Raw genomic sequence first — 17,712 nt, 5'->3', positions numbered from 1 at the left:
AAAAAACAAATACCGTTCCTCTGTAAAAAAATGCACTTTGTCGATTTTTATTTTTGTAGTTAAAAATAAAATCATTGATTTTCAGAATATTATGTAAAGTGTACGGTTGAATATTTTTTAATAAAAAAAATCAAAAAACTACTCGCAAAAAGTTATCGGTATTCTACAATTCGGGGTTTTGCTAATTCAAAATTAGGTAAACCAAAGTCGGTTGTCTGAAAAGTATTGGTTTTAAAAGCACTATCGCCTTCAAACGGAATAGAAGGATAGTAAGAAAGCGATAACTGAAAGGAACTAAAAACCAAATAGTCATTGCTAATCAAAAGTCCGAGACTAATTTTAGAATAGTATTTGTTTTGAAGCAATCCAGACTCACTATTTCCTAAAACGGCTATGGCATAATTAAAAAACGGATTTATCCTAAAACCAATAATTTCTTTAGGGCTATAGGTTTGGGTTTGCAACGTCAGGACCATTTTGCTCTTTCCGTATAGAGCTTCATTGAATCCCTGAATCCCATAATTTTCATTTATCGTTAATTGATCTCCTATAGATTTGGCTCTATTAATCCCGATAATCATTTCTGGTTTTATAAATTGTCTTATTTTCCAGTTTCCCACTTCTAGCAAATTGGTAAAGTAAGTCGCCTCAAAGGCAAATGAGGTCTGATAGGTTTTGGATTGATGAAAAAACGTACCCGCTTCAAAATTGGCACTCAGATATCCCCAGTCAAAATATTCTCCAAACGAAGCCTGAGCTCCTGCATAAGGCCGCCAGATTTTGTTTTTGTATTGATAACCAAGTGTGATTCCGTATATTTTTCCGATTGGAACGTCTTCCGTATTCCCGTTCCGAAAAATATAGCTGTCCTTGATAAATTCGCGGGTATTGACACCAAAGCCGGCTAGCATTAACTTTTCATCTGAAAAAAAATGAATAGAATCAAATTCGGCTGTTGGGCTTTCTGTATAATCAATATCGAGGAATCTTCCAGAAGCAATAAAATTGGTTACTCTTTCTTTTTTAGGATTACTACTGGTTATATTAAAGGCTTTTGCTCCCCAAAAATCATGTGTATTATATTTGAAATTTTGAAATTCGTATCGTAAATCGGGTGCCTGCAAACTATCACTTCTAAAATCCTGCCCTAATACAACGCCTCCGGCCCATTTAGTCAATGGAGAATAAAAAGGACGTTCTACGGCAATACTTTTACTGTAATTGTTATCTAAATCGATTCGGTAATTTAATCGTGTACTAATAAAAGTGTTTAGTATATTCGGAACAGTATAAGTTCCATCATGACCATCTCTGCCATCTTCAAAGCGATTTGTGAAGCGGTATTCTAATTGCTGTCCGGTTCCTAAAATGTTTCGGTCATTAAACCCAGCTGTAACTTTTGAACTCGAAATTGCAAACCTCGGCAGTAAGCTCCAGGCATCTAAAACACGTACAGAGACATCGATAGAATCTGATTCGGGAGCTATTTCCTGAGGCCTGATGATGACTCTGCTAACAAATCGCTGCGATCTGATAATACGTTCTGACTCCTGAATTTTAAAACCATCATAAATACCGTTTCTTCGGAATAATAGTAAATTTTTTATAGCAAACCTCTTGGTTTTAAGGTGCAGTTTGTTTCCGGTGCGTTCTCCCCAGTTTTTAGGAACAACGGTTGTATCTGTATCAGACTGACCAAAAGGATCTAAAGTGGTAATATTAATATTTCGGATTATTTTTCCGTCGTATTTATTAATGTCTTTCGGTGTTTGCTGTACTTGTCTGTCTCTGGTTCTTTTGGATCTAAAAAAAGCTTTCTGAAAAAGATTTCCTGCTTTACTTCTTTTTGCGGCTTCTTTTATACCTGAATATACTTCGGTACTATCCTTTTTAGTGTTTTTATCTTGCGACAATACCTTGTTCTGGCTTATGCAAAGCAAAATGAAAAACAGTATTTTTAGATTTCGAAACATTCAAATAATTTATTTTGGTAAAAGAAGCAATTCTTTAATTAAATATAAGTCAAATAATACAAAAAATCATCAAAAGAATCTTTTTTAATTTTCAGTTTTAACTTTTCGAATTCGCCAGATAAATCTTTTGGGAACATGATTACCCATGAAATATCCCCAGGGCTCTAAAGATTCTATTCGGTCAAAAATAATCTTTAGAATTGCTAAGAGAGGTATAGCTAAAAACATTCCTGAAATCCCTGCTACAGCACCACCTATAATGATTCCGATGATAGAAACCATTGCGTTAATTTCTACTTTAGAATTAATAATTAAAGGTACCAAAATATTATTATCGATCAATTGTACAATAAGGTTTACTATTAGAATACTTAAAATCACGGAAGTTTCAGGAGTTCCGGTAAGAGATGCAAAAATCGTAATAATACCAGCAATCAGAATACCTATATAGGGAATAAGATTCAGGATTCCGGTAATTAAGCCTAATAAGATGAAATATTTTACACCAACAATCCAAAGTCCTAAACTGGTTAGTACCGAAACCACAATCATTTCGAAAATAAGACTTACGATATAATTGTTGATCGAAACTTTTATTTGAGATAAAATATCCTTTAGAACAGCATGATTTTCCTTGTTTATTAATTTTGCAAAGAAAAGAATAAAATGATTTTTGTAAAGTAAAAACAAAAAGGTATAAATAGGGATGATGGTACAATCTAGTAACAAATCGGTAACGGATATAAGGGCAGAACCTATATTAGCATTGCCATTTTTAACAGAATCCTTAGCTACATTATCAATGTATTTTTTTTGTTCTCCAATGCTAATATGAAAATTTTCACGAATAAATTTCTGAATGTCTAATATAAAAGCATTCGCATTCTTTTTGATAGTTGGAAAGTCGTTGGCAATATCGGTTACCTGATAGGAAATAAAAACTAAAATACCGATTATGAACAAAGCGAAAATCAGCACACTTATAATAGCAGCCAAATGGCGCGGAAATTTTAATTTTAAGTTTAAAAAAGTAAAAACCGGCATTAGTAAAACCGCAAATAAGAAGGCCATCAGAACCGGTGTGATAACATCCTTGCCAATGCAAAAAATAAATCCTATAGCAAGAAAAGTGACCAAAATAAAAGCTATTTTGGCATAAAAGGGCAATTCAATTGGCTTAATCATGTTTCTGGATTTAGTGTAACTAAAAAATGGTTAAGCAAATTTGATTCTTTATTTAGAGTTTATTGTTTTAAATTTTGAGGATTAGTTTATAAAATTCCCATTATCATTTTAATCAAAAAAATCTTTTTCTTCATGAAAATGAGCCGGAATAATCGAAATACCCTTTTGCAGTAAAAGGTTATTGGGAAAAATGATTTTTTCGCCTTCTTTGGTTTTTAAATTGACATGGAAAGCACTAATATCTTCGATTTCGGCTTCGATAGGAAAGTCTTTGTCGTGTATTTTGATGGTATCTCCAATTTTAAAAGGAAAATTAAAAAACAAAATCATTCCTGAAGTGATATTACTCAGAATAGACCATTGGGCAAACATCGCCACACCAATGACAGTTGCAATCGACGAAATGGTAATAAAAAGGTCTTTAGTATCAACACCCCAAATAACAATGAGGGAAATTAAGACCAAAATATTCATCAGTATATGAACATATTTAATAATTAAATTAGTTCTGTGTTCGAGTCTTTCGCTCGTTTTAGCAAATTTCCGAATGAGTTTGGCCACGATAACTCTGAGTAACATTAGTATTATAAAAAGTACTATTGTGACTACTATTTCCCGTGAATATTCTTTGAAAGAAAACATAATTTTAATTTTATTCTAAAGTACTGAAATATTCGTAAACTTTTGCAGTAGGAAGTCCCATAACATTCGTATAAGAGCCTTCGACTTTGGCAACAGCCATAAAACCAAACCATTCCTGAATACCATAAGCACCGGCTTTGTCGTAAGGTTTGTAATTTTCGATATAATATAAAATCGCTTCGTCTGATAAAGCATTGAAAGTTACCTTTGTAATATCATGCAAAAGGGTAGAAGCAGTGCTTGTTTTAAAACAAACCGAAGTAATTACTTCGTGCGTTGCATTCGACATTGATTTAATCATGTCAAAAGCTTCTTCGGCATTTTTTGGTTTCCCCAAAGCTTTATTTTGATGCCAGACAATAGTGTCACTGGTTACTAAAATTTCGTTGGGTTGCAATTCTCCTTCAAAAGCACCTGCTTTTAATTCTGCCAGAAAATCAGTAATTGCTACGGCTTTTAGTTCCGGCGGATAGATTTCTTCGACATCTTTTAATCGGATTTCGAAATCCAAATCCAAATCTTTGAAAAACTGTTGTCTTCTGGGTGAGCCCGAAGCCAGTATTATTTTGTATTTTTTTAATTTTTCTTTAAGCATTGTACTGAATATTTAAGGCAATAACCACAATTGATAAAATTCCGAAAAGCAAAATCAGTTTTAGAACTGTACTCAAATGATGGAAATCTTTTTGAGATTTTGCGCCATATATTTTAACTATGAAATATAATAATGGAGCTAATACAAAAGCAAAAGCATAAAAGGTAACGATAAAAAGATTGTTTTCTACAAAATAGGCATTGATGTATAAAAGCAATAAAATAAAAGCAATTATGGCAATGACTAAAGCAATTATAGCCGCGCGGCTTTTTCCTATTGCAATGGGTAAGGTATTCATGCCCTGATTATAGTCGCCATCTACATCTTCGATATCTTTGATGATTTCGCGAATAAAATTAATCATAAAAGCAAACAAAGCATAATCTGTCAGAATAGAAAAAAAGCTCGCCATTTGCGCTCGATTTTGAGAATCAGTAGCCGGAAATAAATCAAAAACACCAATAATTAAGACACTTGCCGAAAGTAATAAAGCTACGGCAATATTCCCTAAAACCATAATTTGTTTTAAAGTTGTACTGTAAAAATAAAGCAACGAAGCAATCAAAATAAAAAGAACTGCAAAACCAGGTCGCATGATCACATTTGATAAATAAAATCCAATGGCGACACCGGTAATATTAAGTGCAATATAAATATTGTAAGCAGCGGCCTCAGTGATTCCTTTGCCCACTACAACATCCTGAGGTTTATTGATCGTATCTGTTGCAACATCAAAAACATTATTGATTGCATAACCTGCCGCTGCTATCAGAACGGTGCTTAAAACCAATAATCCGTATTGCCAATCGGTTAAAGCTAATGGAATATTTTGCTGTTTTAAAAAAGCATAACGAAACAAAACCTGCATAAAAGCAAGCATCAGTAGGTTTTGATATCGAATGAGTTTGAGGTATTTCATTTTTTTATGAGGTTCTGAGGAACTAAGTTATTAAGGTTCTAAGATTTTATATTGTAAAAGTTTTTTTACCACAAAGTGCGCAAAGCAAAATCTAAAATCTGCAATCTACAGTCTAAAATCTAGAATTTTCTAATCCAGTTTTCCGTTAAAATCCTGCATCCATTTCCCTTGTACTTTCATGATTTGTTCGATTACATCACGAACGGCACCTTTTCCACCTTTAATGTGCGACACATAACGGCAAAGCGTCTTGATTTCAGGACTTGCATCTTGCGGACAGGTTGGTAATCCTACCAATTTCATGACATGATAATCCGGGATATCGTCTCCCATATACAACACTTGTTCGGGTTTGATATTGTAAGTTTCAGTATATTCTTTAAAAGTTTTAACTTTATCAGGAGTTCCTAAATGAATGTCGGTAACGCCCAGATTTTGAAGTCTAATGCGAACACCTTCGTTGCTTCCGCCAGAAATAATACAAACATTGTAACCGCTCTCTACCGCCGCTTTCAGGGCATAACCATCACGAATATTCATGGTGCGAAGCATTTCTCCTTCATTGGTTACAAAAACTGATCCGTCTGTAAGTACGCCATCTACATCAAAAATAAAAGTGGTGATGTCGTTCATTATTTCTTTAAAATGTTTTGCCATTATGCTGTATAGATTGTGTTAGGAGTTTATAGATATTTTTTTGATTTTCGTTGGTTAAATATTCCAAATGTGTTTCGATTGTATTGGAATCATTGCGTTTTGCAGGTCCGGTTTGTGCCTCAGCAGGATTTAGAATATTTATTTTTTGGGCAGTTTCCTGAATTAAAGGTTTCAGAATTTCGAAAGGAACCTGATGTTCATCACAAATTTCCTGACCAATCTGATACAAATGATTGGTAAAATTATTCACAAAAACGGCCGAAACATGCAAAGCTTTTCGCTGTTCTGAACTAATCGGGAAAACCGAATTCGAAATACTTTTGGCAACAGTTTCTAAAATTGCATAATCAGACTCATTTTCAGTTTCCAGACAAAACGGAATCCCTGAAAAATCGACTTCCTTATTTTTAGAAAAAGTTTGCAAAGGATAAAAAACACCACGTCGATTTTTACTGTCTAAAGTATCCAAAGAAGCAGTTCCCGAAGTATGAACAACTAATCTATTCTGAAAAGGAAATTGTTTTGAAACTTCTGCAATAGCATTGTCAGAAACTGCAATGATATACAAATCGGTTTCTTTTAAATTAGAAAAATCAGTGGTAATTGTATCCGAATCGAGTAGGTGAGTTAATGCTTCTTTTTGTCTGGAAAAAGCTTGTACCATTTCGATACTTTCACTTTTAGCGAAAGCTTTTATCAAATGCTGCGCGACATTTCCGGAACCAATTAGCGTTATTCGAATCATATCGCAAAATTAGCATTATTTTTTATATGAAACCAAGAATAGCAATACGTCTTTGTGTTTTAAGAAACTTTTGATTGAAAAGGAAATCGTAAGGATTTCATAAAATTTGTCATTCCGTAGGAAAGTTAACAGAGTAGTTCTACGAAGTAAATCTCAGCTAGTGTACATCAACACATTCAGTGATTCCTACGGAATGACAAAAATGAGGTTGTTTTTAGAACTTCACCACTCCTTTAGAAACGGTTTCTCCAATAGTTGTTTTTTTAGATAAATCGAAATTTTTAGAAGAATTTAATTCAATCTTTTTACTTTCAGCACCGTCAATTGTGATCGCTTTTTCCGATGTAGAGTTGAATTCGATGTTTTTGAAAGACATATTTTTACCGTTATAAATTTGAAATACCGTTGGACTTTCGATGTCTAATTTTGCATTAGTGATTTTAATTCCGTTGGCGTCAATGATTGAAAATCCTTTTTCGGCTTTAGCAATCAAATTCGAAATTTCGATATTTTCCAGATTCATTTCAGGCAAACCTTGTAAAAATACGGCCTGATAAGCGCCTTTAATGGTAATGTTTTTTATCGAAATATTTTTAAACTGAGGCGTTTCTTCGTTTACGGGAACCGCTTTGGTACTAATTTTATTTCCGCCTTCGGCCAAAGTTTCAGCTATTGATTTTCCTCCATAATAAAGGTCAAAAGAAATTGCCTGTGATGGAATATCTGTCATATAAACATCAGAAATAAAGATGTTTTCTACGATTCCGCCACGTCCTCGTGTGCTTTTGAAACGCAAACCAACATCAGTTCCCATAAAAGTACAATTCGAAACATGCAGATTTTTTACGCCACCAGACATTTCGCTTCCCACTGTAACGCCACCGTGTCCGTGATAGACAATATTGTTTTTTACTATAATATTTTCGCAAGGAACACCGCGCTCACGGCCATCTTTATCTTTTCCAGATTTAATACAAATCGCATCGTCACCCACATCAAAACTAGAATTTTCGATAATAACATTTTTGCAGGATTCTACATCAAGACCGTCACCATTCTGAGAATACCAAGGATTACGAACGGTTACATTACGCACAATCAAATCTTCAACCATCAAAGGATGAATGTTCCAGGCTGGGGAATTTTGAAAAACCGGACCATCAAAAAGGACCCGTTTACTATTCTGAATACTCACTAAAACCGGACGAAGAAAATCATGATTTTTTTCAAATTCTTCTTTGGTTTTCAAATCCAAACGTACATTTTGATCGGCTCCAACAGAAGCTTTCATAAATGTTTCAGACGGATACCAGCTTTCTTTTTTTTCGTTTAAAACACCACCCGAAGCAATAACTTTTTTCCATTGGCTTTCGGTTAATTTGCTCTTTTTTACTTGTCTCCAAACTTCGCCAGAACCATCCCAAACACCATTTCCTGTAAAGGCAATATTTTCTAAATTTTTCCCATAAATAGGAGAGATGCAACGCCAGGTATTCAGACCCTCAAAACTGGTTTCGATAATCGGATACAAACTTTTGTCAGTCGAAAATTTAATTAAAGCACCCGTTTCAGCATGCAATTCTAAGTTACTTTTTAGGATAATGGGACCCGTAAGCCAGATTCCTGGAGGGATTATCAATTTTCCACCGCCTTTTTTAGATAAAGCATCAATGGCATCGGCAAATGCTTTTGTATTTAAGACGTAACCACTATTTACAGCGCCAAAATCTTTAAGATTTACACTATTATTCGGGATTACAGGTTCCTGTACTTTTGGCATTTTAAATTCGATATTGGCATACGTATCATAACTATTCGAATTTTGAGCTGCAATTTGATTTGAAAAGCCAGTAGCCAAAATGGCAAAAGCGAGGCATAAAAGGTTCGTTGGTTTTGTTTTCATTCTTTTAAATTATATTCGGTTGGATAGTAAAGTTTTAAATAGGTATCGTGATTTATTATTTAAAGCATAAAATTAGCTCTTTTTAATTTTTAAATCAATAATGTAATCGATTACACAAATCTATAAAAAATTAATTAGAATTCGAAAAATAATACACTTTCTGCTTTTGTAAATTTATACTGATAATTTAAGCCGTTCTCGTAAAACCGAATGCCCTTTTTTAGTTTTTATTAACAAATATCAAATATTGGAACTCAACATTTTTAAGTACTTTTGTGCCACTTTTATACAATGTAATTCCTCAGAAATGGATAAAAAAATATTCTCTTTTTTGTTTTCTACACGATTAATGGCCGTTCTTTTTTTAACATTTGCAATCGCAATGGGTGTCGGAACTTTTATAGAAAGCAAGTACAATACAGATACAGCCCGAATTTTAATTTATAATACCTGGTGGTTCGAGGCAATAATGGTTTTCTTTTTAATTAATTTCTTCGGAAACATTAAACGTTATCAACTATTAAAAAAAGAAAAATGGGCAACGTTTATACTGCACATTGCCTTTATTTTTATTCTGTTAGGCGCTTTTATTACACGCTATATTAGTTATGAAGGTGTAATGCCAATTCGAGAAGGAGCGGCAGAAAACCAGATTCTTTCTGAAAAAACATACTTAACCGTTTTTGCTGATGGGGAATATCAAGGTCAAATGAGAAGAAGATCTTTCGAGAAAAGTCTTTTGTTATCTCCAGTTACCAATAATGATTTTTCCATGTCTGGAAAATTTGACGAAACGCCTTTCGAAGTAAGTTACTCAAACTATATCATGGGTGCCAAAGAAATAGTAAAACCAGACCCAAACGGAATTTTATACATCAAATTGGTAGAAGCAGGTTCTGGCGGACGTGAAGAACATTTCCTGAAAGAAGGAGAAGTTCAGAATATTCACAATGTTTTATTCGCTTTGAATAAACCAACTGCGGGTGCTATCAACATTAATACAACGGGTGAAAAATACACCATTCAAACTCCTTTTGAAGGAACTTTTATGCGAATGGCAGACAAACTTCAAGGTGATGTAACCAAAGATAATATTCAGCCTCTGATGATGCGTTCGTTATACAGTATTGGCGATATCCGAATCGTTTTTCCTGATCCAGCCATGCGCGGAACTATTACTTACGAATCGGATAATGATTTTAAAGCAAAAAACCATAATGATGCTTTGATTGTAAAATTGAAAGCGGGCGGAGAAGAAAAAGAAATTACACTTTTGGGTTCTAAAGGAAGACAAGGAGAACCAAAATCGGTAAAAATTGGTAATATCGATTATACTTTATTCTTTGGAAGTAAAGCTTATACAACGCCTTTTAAAATCAGATTAAACGATTTTATTGCGACCAAATACCCGGGAACAGAGAAAAGTTATTCGGCTTTCGAAAGTAAAGTTACCGTTCAGGATTCTACTGAAACTTTTGATGCTGATATTTACATGAATCACGTTTTAGATCACAAAGGATACCGCTTTTTTCAGTCAGGATTTGATCCGGACGAAAAAGGAACAATTCTATCCGTAAACCATGATTTCTGGGGAACTTCAATCACATATTTTGGATATTTTATGTTATACTTGGGATTGATGGCCATTATGTTTACCAAACATTCTCGTTTTGCCGATTTGAAACGTAAATTAGAAAAAACTAAAATCAAAAAGGAAAAACTGATTACGATTTTGGTTCTAATGTTCAGTTTGAGTGGTTTTGCGCAATCACCTCACGTACACGAACATGACCACAAACACAACGAAGACCCGAACGATCACGCCAATCACGTGACGCGTCCGCCAAGTCAAAAACAAATCGATTCTTTATTAAATGTTTACAAAGCACCGGAAGCACATGCGGCTAAATTTGGCCGTTTGATTATTCAGGATGCGGGCGGTAGAATGAAGCCTGTTAATACTTTTTCGTCGGAATTGCTTCGAAAAGTAAGCCACAGTGATACCTATAACGGAATGAATTCTGATCAGGTATTTTTGTCGATGACACAATACGGAGATATCTGGATTCAGGTTCCAATTATTCATTTGCGATCAGGAAATGATAGTATTCGTAAAATTGTTGGAGTAGATAAAAAAGCAAAATTTGCTCCTTTTGTAAAGTTTTTTGACAGCAACGGAAACTATAAATTAACGAAATATCTGGAAGAAGCTTACAAAGCGGCAAATCCAAATCAGTTTGAAAAAGACTTTATCGAAACCGATAAAAAAGTAAACCTGATGGAATCTGCCCTGAGCGGAAGCATCCTGAAAATATTCCCGGTCCCGAACGATCCAAACAACAAATGGATTTCGTATCTGGAAAGAGGAAATGTTAACTTAAAAGGAATGGATTCTACCTATGTAAAGCAAATTCTGCCTTTGTACTTTAGTGCACTCAACAGCGGTTCTATCGAAAAAGATTTCAAAAATGCTGATGAATTAGTAGAAAGTATCAACGGTTTCCAAAAGAAATTCGGAGCTAAAGTGCGTCCAAGCGAAGATAAAATAGATCTTGAGATTGCTTATAATACCTATGATATTTTACCAAAAATGACGTATTGGTATTCAATGGCGGGGATTTTAATGTTGATTTTTACAATATTTACTATTTTCTTCGATAAAAAATTTTTACGCATTATAGTAAATGGTTTCCATATTTTAATCGGATTAATATTTGCACTTCATACACTTGATTTAATTGCCCGTTGGTACATTTCAGGTCACGCACCCTGGAGTAATGCCTACGAATCTATTGTTTATGTAGCTTGGGCAACCATGTTCTTTGGTTTAGCATTTGATAGAAAATCAAAACTAACTGTAGCTTCAGCGGCTTTTGTAACTTCAATGATTTTTATGGCTGCAAATCTAAACTGGATCGACCCGGAAATTGCCAATTTACAACCTGTTCTTAATTCGTATTGGTTAATGATTCACGTTGCGGTAATCGTTGCGAGTTACGGACCGTTTGCACTTAGTTTTATTCTTGGTTTTGTGGCTCTGTTGTTGATTTTCTTTACCAATAAAAACAACAAAACCAAAATGGATTTGAACATCAAAGAAATCACCTATATCAACGAAATGTCACTTACCATTGGTTTAATCATGTTAACCATCGGAAACTTCCTTGGAGGACAATGGGCCAACGAAAGCTGGGGGCGTTACTGGGGTTGGGATCCAAAAGAAACCTGGGCATTAATCTCGATTATGATTTATGCGTTCGTAATTCACGCACGTTTTGTACCGGCATTGCGCAACAAATGGGTTTTTAATCTAATGAGTATGTTTGCCTTTATTTCAATTTTATTTACATATTACGGAGTAAACTTTCACTTAGTAGGATTACACTCTTACGCAAGCGGTGAAGCACATTCATTAGACTGGATTTATTATTCACTTGGAACCATTGCCGTAATTGGTGCTATAACATATCCAGGTTATCGCAAGCATTTCAAAAAATAAAAAACATATTATTAATTCACATCAAAAGGTTCAGCTTTACAGTTGGACCTTTTTTTATTTTAGAGTTTAGAATCTAAAAAATGTAATTTTAATTAGGAGCTATTTCCCGCTATCCGCTTCAATCTTTTGTGCCGAACCCCGGCACAAAAGGATTTTCGCTTCTATCGGGGCTAGGGCTTTTATTTTTATAAGAAACAACTTCGGTGTAATTTGACTGTTGTCATTCCTTTAAAAAATTACTATTTTTGCACTCTAAATTTTATGTCATGCCGAATAGAAAATACAAAATAGCCGTTATTCAGTTGAATCTTAACGACGTTGCCGAAAATAACCTTAAAAAATGTATCAGTTGGGTAAAAGATGCCGCTGCCAAAGGTGCAGAAGTAATCTTATTACCGGAATTGTACAGCAGTCATTATTTTTGTCAAAGCGAAGATGTAGATAATTTTGCATTAGCAGAACCGCTTTACAGTACTTCATTTATTGCTTTTAGTGCATTGGCAAAAGAATTAGGAGTAGTAATCATCGTTCCTTTCTTCGAAAAAAGAATGGCAGGAATTTACCACAATAGCGCCTATATCATTGATACAGACGGAACAGAAGCTGGATTATACCGCAAAATGCACATTCCGGACGATCCGCATTTCTACGAAAAATTCTATTTTACACCGGGAGATTTAGGTTTTAAAGCTATCGAAACTAAAAAAGGAAAAGTAGGAACGCTTATTTGCTGGGATCAATGGTATCCGGAAGCAGCTCGTATTACTGCCCTAAAAGGTGCTGAAGTATTGTTTTACCCAACCGCAATTGGATGGCATCCTAAAGAAAAAGAACAATACGGAGAAAATCAATACGGTGCCTGGATGAATGTTATGAAAGGACACGCTGTAGCCAACGGAGTTTTCGTGGCTGCTGCTAACCGAATTGGTTTAGAAAAATATATCGAAGGAACTGAGGGGATTCAGTTTTGGGGAGCTTCGTTTATCGCAGGACCTCAGGGTGAGATTTTAGCACAGGCTTCTCACGATCAGGAAGAAATTCTAATTGCCGAAGTAGATTTGGATCTACAGGAAAATGTACGTCAGAACTGGCCATTTTTCAGAGACAGAAGAATCGATTTCTTCGGAGATATTACCAAAAGAGCTATTGACTAATTCAGTCGATTTTTTATAAAAACAAAAAAGGACAAAATGTACATTTTGTCCTTTTTTTATTGATAGTATTCAGAATTTTTATTTCACCTGAAAAGTAACTCTTCTCACGATTTGACGTGCTTCTTTCGAATTTTTATTCACAGAAGTATCTTCACCGTTAGCAATTACATTCAGTCTTGAAGCATCAATTCCTGCATTTATAGCTACGTTTTTAACCGCTTCAGCTCTTTTTCTTGATAATTCAGTATTATAACCCGAACCTCCAATTTCATCAGAATAACCAATAATATCAGCAGATTTACCAGGATTGTTTTTCAAATATTTAACTAAGAAGTCAACACCTGACAAAGAAGCATTCGTTGGTTTCGAAGAATTAAAATCGAAATACACATTTACATATCCACCGTTAATTAATTCTTCAACAGTATTGTTTGTTGCACCTTTACCATTTTGTCCGTATGTTTTTTCAAGGTAGCTTTCTAACTCATCCGGAACACCATTTTGGTTGGTATCAACTGCTTGTCCTTTCGTATTTACAGCAACTCCGCCCACAGTATTTGGCTCTAAGTCATACAAATCGGCTACACCGTCTTTATCAGTATCGATAAGATTGGTTTCGATTGTTGTCACTCTGTCTTCTAAGTTATTCAGTCTTTCATTTTCTTCTGAAAACCAGTCAGCATGTTTTTCGTTTTTACCTAAGTAGAAAGTCAGACCAACAGAAGCGTTTAATAATACTCCATCAAATGAACCGGTAGTTGTTGGTGCCATTCCATCAAAGTTGTGGTTTTGTTTTCCGTTAACAATTCCGGTTAAATCTCCAGTCAAAGCAACACTGTTACTTAATTTGATTTGTCCTGTTAAACCAAGAATTCCATGTCCCATATAATCTTTTCCATCAAAACCATTTTCAGCTGTTAATTGAGAAACTCCAAATCCACCATGTGCCAAAAGACCGATCGTATTAGTCCAGGTTTCAAAATTTAATGCTCTTCCAATATTTACAACACCTTGCAAACTTGTTCTAAGCATTCTGCTTTCAAATTCTGGAGTGTCATCTCTTTCCTTGAATTGATCATATCCAAAATCCATTTTTAAACCAAATTTAGGATTGAACATATAACGTACACCTAAATCAGCGTGGAAAGGGTTAAATGTTGCAGTAGCGTAACCAGGAGTCATTGTTTTGGTAGGTTTGTTGATACCGCCATTCAATTCAATAGACCATTTGTCGTATGTAGGTTTTTCAATAGTAGTTTTAGTAGAGGTAGTGGTCATGTTTTGTGCATTTGCAGCAAATGTAAATAATAAAAATGATAGGGATGCTAATTTCTTTTTCATGATATCTGTTTAATTAAAGTTTGGTTTTAAGTTGTTTTAAACTTGATACAAACTTACTTTAATGATTTAGCAGAAATGTTCCATCTATTTGGTGATATATTATATAATTGCCATGTAATTACTGTTTTTTATGGTGTTTGTGTAAATAACTGTTATAGGTGTAATAAAAAAAGGACCAAATTTACATTTGATCCCTTTTTGCAAAAAAAATAAAAAAAAACACACTATTTTAAATCCGGCTGATAGATTTTTATAACACCATCACCTTCGCTGCTTACCACAATCAAACTTCTTTTGGTTGGACTTTTAGAAGCAGGAATAAACAATAATCCTTCTGGTGCATCACCCGTTTTTACGGTTTGTAAATATTGTGGAGAAGCTGGATTTGTAACATCATAAGTCATGAAAGCATCAGTTCTTTCTAAACCAACAAACAGGATATTTTGATTCCCCATTTTAGCCACTACAACCGCTTCTGGCTCAGCACCTTTATCATCACTACGTTTGTCATCATACGTTCCGAAATCCTGCGATTTTTTGTCTAAGTCATTTTTGCTATCGTAAACAATTTTTCCGGTAGTCCCGTTCCAGATTGTGAAAGAACGTGCGCCAAAACTCACCATTTCGTCTAAATCTCCATCTCCATCTTTGTCGCCCATATCAGCCACAAGATTCAATCTTCCTAAATTAGTTTCTAATTTTAATGTAGCTGCATCAGGAAACACAGTTGCATCCAGCGTATAATCTTTCATTCTCTCAATGTCTGTGTACGCGTCGTATTCTCTGGCATCACCTTCATTTGCAGTAACAAAATAAGCTGTACTATTTGAAGAAAATTGACTGATCGCATCTGGCATAAACATTCCTTTAACTTTCCATGGTGTAAAGGCAACTTTGTCATCTTTATCACTTACATCAATTCCGTTTTCAGCCGTATTGAAATCTTTAAATCCTAAAGGAAAGATTTCAGTAATTTTTTTAGTTACTAAATCTACTTTGGCAACACCATTGTTTTCTTGCAGGGTTACCCAGGCTGTTTTCGAGTCATCAGAAATCGTTACATATTCTGGTTCAACATCCTGAGCGAAAGATTTTGCAAAGCTTGAAATTCTAAAACCATCTTTTTTCAGAGTCGCTGCCTGACCGCTGAAAGAAGCGAAATCCAAAGTAGTAACAGCATAATTATTAGCTACTTCAATAATAGAAATCGTTCCGTTTGGATCTTGCGAATAATCGGTATTGGGTTCACCTTCGTTAGCTGTCATAATATATTTTCCGTCAGGAGAAAAAGTAACCATATCCGGTAGCGCACCAACCGTGATTTGTTTGATTAGACTATAATCTGTAGTATTAAAAACAACAACTTTTCCGTTTGCTTGTTTGTTAACTGTAGATTCTAAAGCCACAGCTAATTTTCCATCAAAAATTGAAACACTGTTTGAAGCTCCTTCGTACGGAGTTAAATCGATTTTTCCAATTTTGGTTGGTTTTGTTGGATCAGTCAAATCAATAACATCAATTTGGTTTGTTCCGCTGTTATTTACTGTAAAAAGTTTTTTTGTTTTTTCGTCATAAGCTGTTATTTCAGCTGCAGCTTCACCACCAATTGTGATGGATCCGATTTCTTTAAAAGTGGCAGGATTTTCATTAACAACAACTTCTGGTTCTTCGTTGTTTGAATTTTCATCATTATTGCAACTTGCAAAAAGCATCATTAAGGTTAATAACGAAATACTTAATTTTTTCATTTTCTTTTAGTTTTTAGTTTTGCCAAAAGTAATTCGTGGATTTGGAGCGAATATTAAGTAGGTATTATTTAATCTTTAACTTAATTTTTAGAAGTTAATCTTTATAAATTATGATTTTGAAGGCGTTAAGCTATTTTATAATCCTATTCGAATGATTATCTTTGTGCTCTTTCTAAATTTAGAACCTTTTTATGACAACAAATAATAGAAGATTTCCGGCAGAATGGGAGAAACAACAAGGAATTGTATTGTGTTTTCCGCATAATGGTAATGACTGGCCGGGAAAATACGAGGCTGTGCAATGGGCTTTTGTAGAATTCATTAAAAAAGTAGCCACTTTTGAAACGGTTTTTTTGGTTGTAGCCGATGAAAAACTAAAAGAAAAAGTAGCAGGAATGCTTGAAAATGCTCGTGTAAATCTTGCAAACATTTCTTTTATCGTACATAAAACCAATAGAAGCTGGATGCGTGATTCGGGACCTATTATTGTAAAAAATGGTGATAAAAGAGAAGCCTTGAATTTTAATTTTAATGGCTGGGCGAAATATAAAAACTATCAATTAGATAAATTTGTTCCGTCTAAAATTGCCGATTTTATTAATGTTCCCTTAACACAAGTGATCTATAAAGGAAAACCTGTTATTGTTGAAGGTGGCGCCATTGATGTAAACGGAAGAGGAACTTTACTGACTTCTGAAGAGTGTTTAATGCACCCAACGATTCAGGTTCGAAATAAAAATTTTACCAAAGAAGATTACGAAGCAGTTTTTAAAGAATATTTGGGTGTTACCAATGTAATTTGGTTAGGCGACGGAATAGAAGGCGATGATACGCATGGCCATATCGACGATTTATGCCGATTTGTAAACGAAGATACCATCGTTACCATTGTGGAGACCGATAAAAACGACTCCAACTATAAACCGTTGCAAGACAACTTGAAACGTTTGCAAAATGCAAAATTAGAAGATGGAAAATCGCCTACAATTGTAGCGTTGCCAATGCCAAAACGTGTCGATTTTGAAGATTTAAGATTGCCAGCAAGTTATGCTAATTTCCTGATTCTGAATAATTGTGTTTTGGTTCCTACTTTTAATGATAGCAACGATAGAGTTGCCTTAAATATATTATCAGAGTGCTTTCCAGACAGAGAAGTAATCGGTATTAGTTGTATCGATTTTATCTGGGGATTCGGAACTTTACATTGCTTGAGTCAGCAGATTCCGGCTTAAAGTTTTTGCCACGAAGTCGCGAAGTCGCAAAGTTTTATTAAAGCGAATAAGTAATAATACGAAATGATAAAAAATCATTTTAATCCTTTTAATCTGTGGCAAAAAAAACATAAAAAAAA

General features: G+C 34.4%; 13 protein-coding genes. 3 read left to right on the top strand and 10 right to left on the bottom strand.

Annotated elements, in window-relative coordinates:
* Window positions 1–152 precede the first annotated feature (152 nt).
* From GON26_RS07390 to GON26_RS07355, 8 genes are all read right to left on the bottom strand, one after another.
* On the bottom strand, window positions 153–1,973 hold the full coding sequence (locus tag GON26_RS07390; protein ID WP_160374117.1) for a BamA/TamA family outer membrane protein: 1,821 nt from the start codon (window positions 1,971–1,973) through the stop codon (window positions 153–155).
* 84 nt (window positions 1,974–2,057) lie between these two features.
* Window positions 2,058–3,158: an AI-2E family transporter gene (locus tag GON26_RS07385; RefSeq protein ID WP_160374114.1), complete on the bottom strand. Its 1,101-nt coding sequence runs from the start codon at window positions 3,156–3,158 to the stop codon at window positions 2,058–2,060.
* 108 nt (window positions 3,159–3,266) lie between these two features.
* Complete coding sequence (locus GON26_RS07380; RefSeq protein WP_160374112.1) at window positions 3,267–3,800, bottom strand: mechanosensitive ion channel family protein; 534 nt, start codon at window positions 3,798–3,800, stop codon at window positions 3,267–3,269.
* 10 nt (window positions 3,801–3,810) lie between these two features.
* Window positions 3,811–4,395, bottom strand: a complete 585-nt coding sequence (locus tag GON26_RS07375) for a Maf-like protein (RefSeq protein WP_160374110.1) — start codon at window positions 4,393–4,395, stop codon at window positions 3,811–3,813.
* Window positions 4,388–5,314, bottom strand: a complete 927-nt coding sequence (locus tag GON26_RS07370; protein WP_160374109.1) for a geranylgeranylglycerol-phosphate geranylgeranyltransferase — start codon at window positions 5,312–5,314, stop codon at window positions 4,388–4,390. Before GON26_RS07370 ends, GON26_RS07375 begins: the two co-directional genes overlap by 8 nt.
* 129 nt (window positions 5,315–5,443) lie before the next feature.
* Entirely contained in the window at window positions 5,444–5,971 is a 528-nt protein-coding gene (locus GON26_RS07365) for a KdsC family phosphatase (RefSeq protein ID WP_160374108.1), read from the bottom strand.
* Complete coding sequence (locus tag GON26_RS07360; RefSeq protein ID WP_160374106.1) at window positions 5,955–6,716, bottom strand: Rossmann-like and DUF2520 domain-containing protein; 762 nt, start codon at window positions 6,714–6,716, stop codon at window positions 5,955–5,957. The genes GON26_RS07365 and GON26_RS07360 overlap by 17 nt, the downstream gene beginning before the upstream one ends.
* 214 nt (window positions 6,717–6,930) lie before the next feature.
* Entirely contained in the window at window positions 6,931–8,619 is a 1,689-nt protein-coding gene (locus GON26_RS07355) for a glycoside hydrolase family 28 protein (protein ID WP_160374105.1), read from the bottom strand.
* 307 nt (window positions 8,620–8,926) lie between these two features.
* Here GON26_RS07355 and ccsA point away from each other — a divergent pair, with 307 nt between their 5' ends.
* Together ccsA and GON26_RS07345 are read left to right on the top strand one after the other, a co-directional pair.
* Complete coding sequence (ccsA, locus tag GON26_RS07350) at window positions 8,927–12,118, top strand: cytochrome c biogenesis protein CcsA (RefSeq protein WP_160374104.1); 3,192 nt, start codon at window positions 8,927–8,929, stop codon at window positions 12,116–12,118.
* A 266-nt stretch (window positions 12,119–12,384) separates the two neighbouring features.
* The gene (locus GON26_RS07345; RefSeq protein WP_160374103.1) at window positions 12,385–13,272 is read left to right on the top strand and encodes a carbon-nitrogen hydrolase; all 888 of its coding nucleotides are present in this window, start codon (window positions 12,385–12,387) and stop codon (window positions 13,270–13,272) included.
* Window positions 13,273–13,350: 78 nt separating this feature from the next.
* On the opposite strand, the gene GON26_RS07340 is transcribed toward GON26_RS07345, so the two are convergent.
* Both GON26_RS07340 and GON26_RS07335 read right to left on the bottom strand, forming a co-directional pair.
* The gene (locus tag GON26_RS07340; protein WP_160374101.1) at window positions 13,351–14,613 is read right to left on the bottom strand and encodes an OmpA family protein; all 1,263 of its coding nucleotides are present in this window, start codon (window positions 14,611–14,613) and stop codon (window positions 13,351–13,353) included.
* Window positions 14,614–14,837: 224 nt separating this feature from the next.
* The gene (locus GON26_RS07335; RefSeq protein ID WP_160374100.1) at window positions 14,838–16,361 is read right to left on the bottom strand and encodes a choice-of-anchor I family protein; all 1,524 of its coding nucleotides are present in this window, start codon (window positions 16,359–16,361) and stop codon (window positions 14,838–14,840) included.
* Between the two features lie 191 nt (window positions 16,362–16,552).
* On the opposite strand from GON26_RS07335, the gene GON26_RS07330 reads away from it, so the two are divergent.
* Window positions 16,553–17,593 carry an agmatine deiminase family protein gene (locus GON26_RS07330; RefSeq protein ID WP_160374098.1) on the top strand — a complete coding sequence of 347 codons (1,041 nt, stop codon included), beginning with the start codon at window positions 16,553–16,555 and terminating at the stop codon, window positions 17,591–17,593.
* Window positions 17,594–17,712 lie beyond the last annotated feature (119 nt).

The organism is Flavobacterium hydrocarbonoxydans, assembly GCF_009789235.1.
In the GTDB taxonomy this organism is placed as follows: domain Bacteria; phylum Bacteroidota; class Bacteroidia; order Flavobacteriales; family Flavobacteriaceae; genus Flavobacterium; species Flavobacterium hydrocarbonoxydans.
The sequence above is the reverse complement of the archived record's forward strand: the minus strand, read 5'-3'. Positions and strand labels throughout refer to the sequence as shown.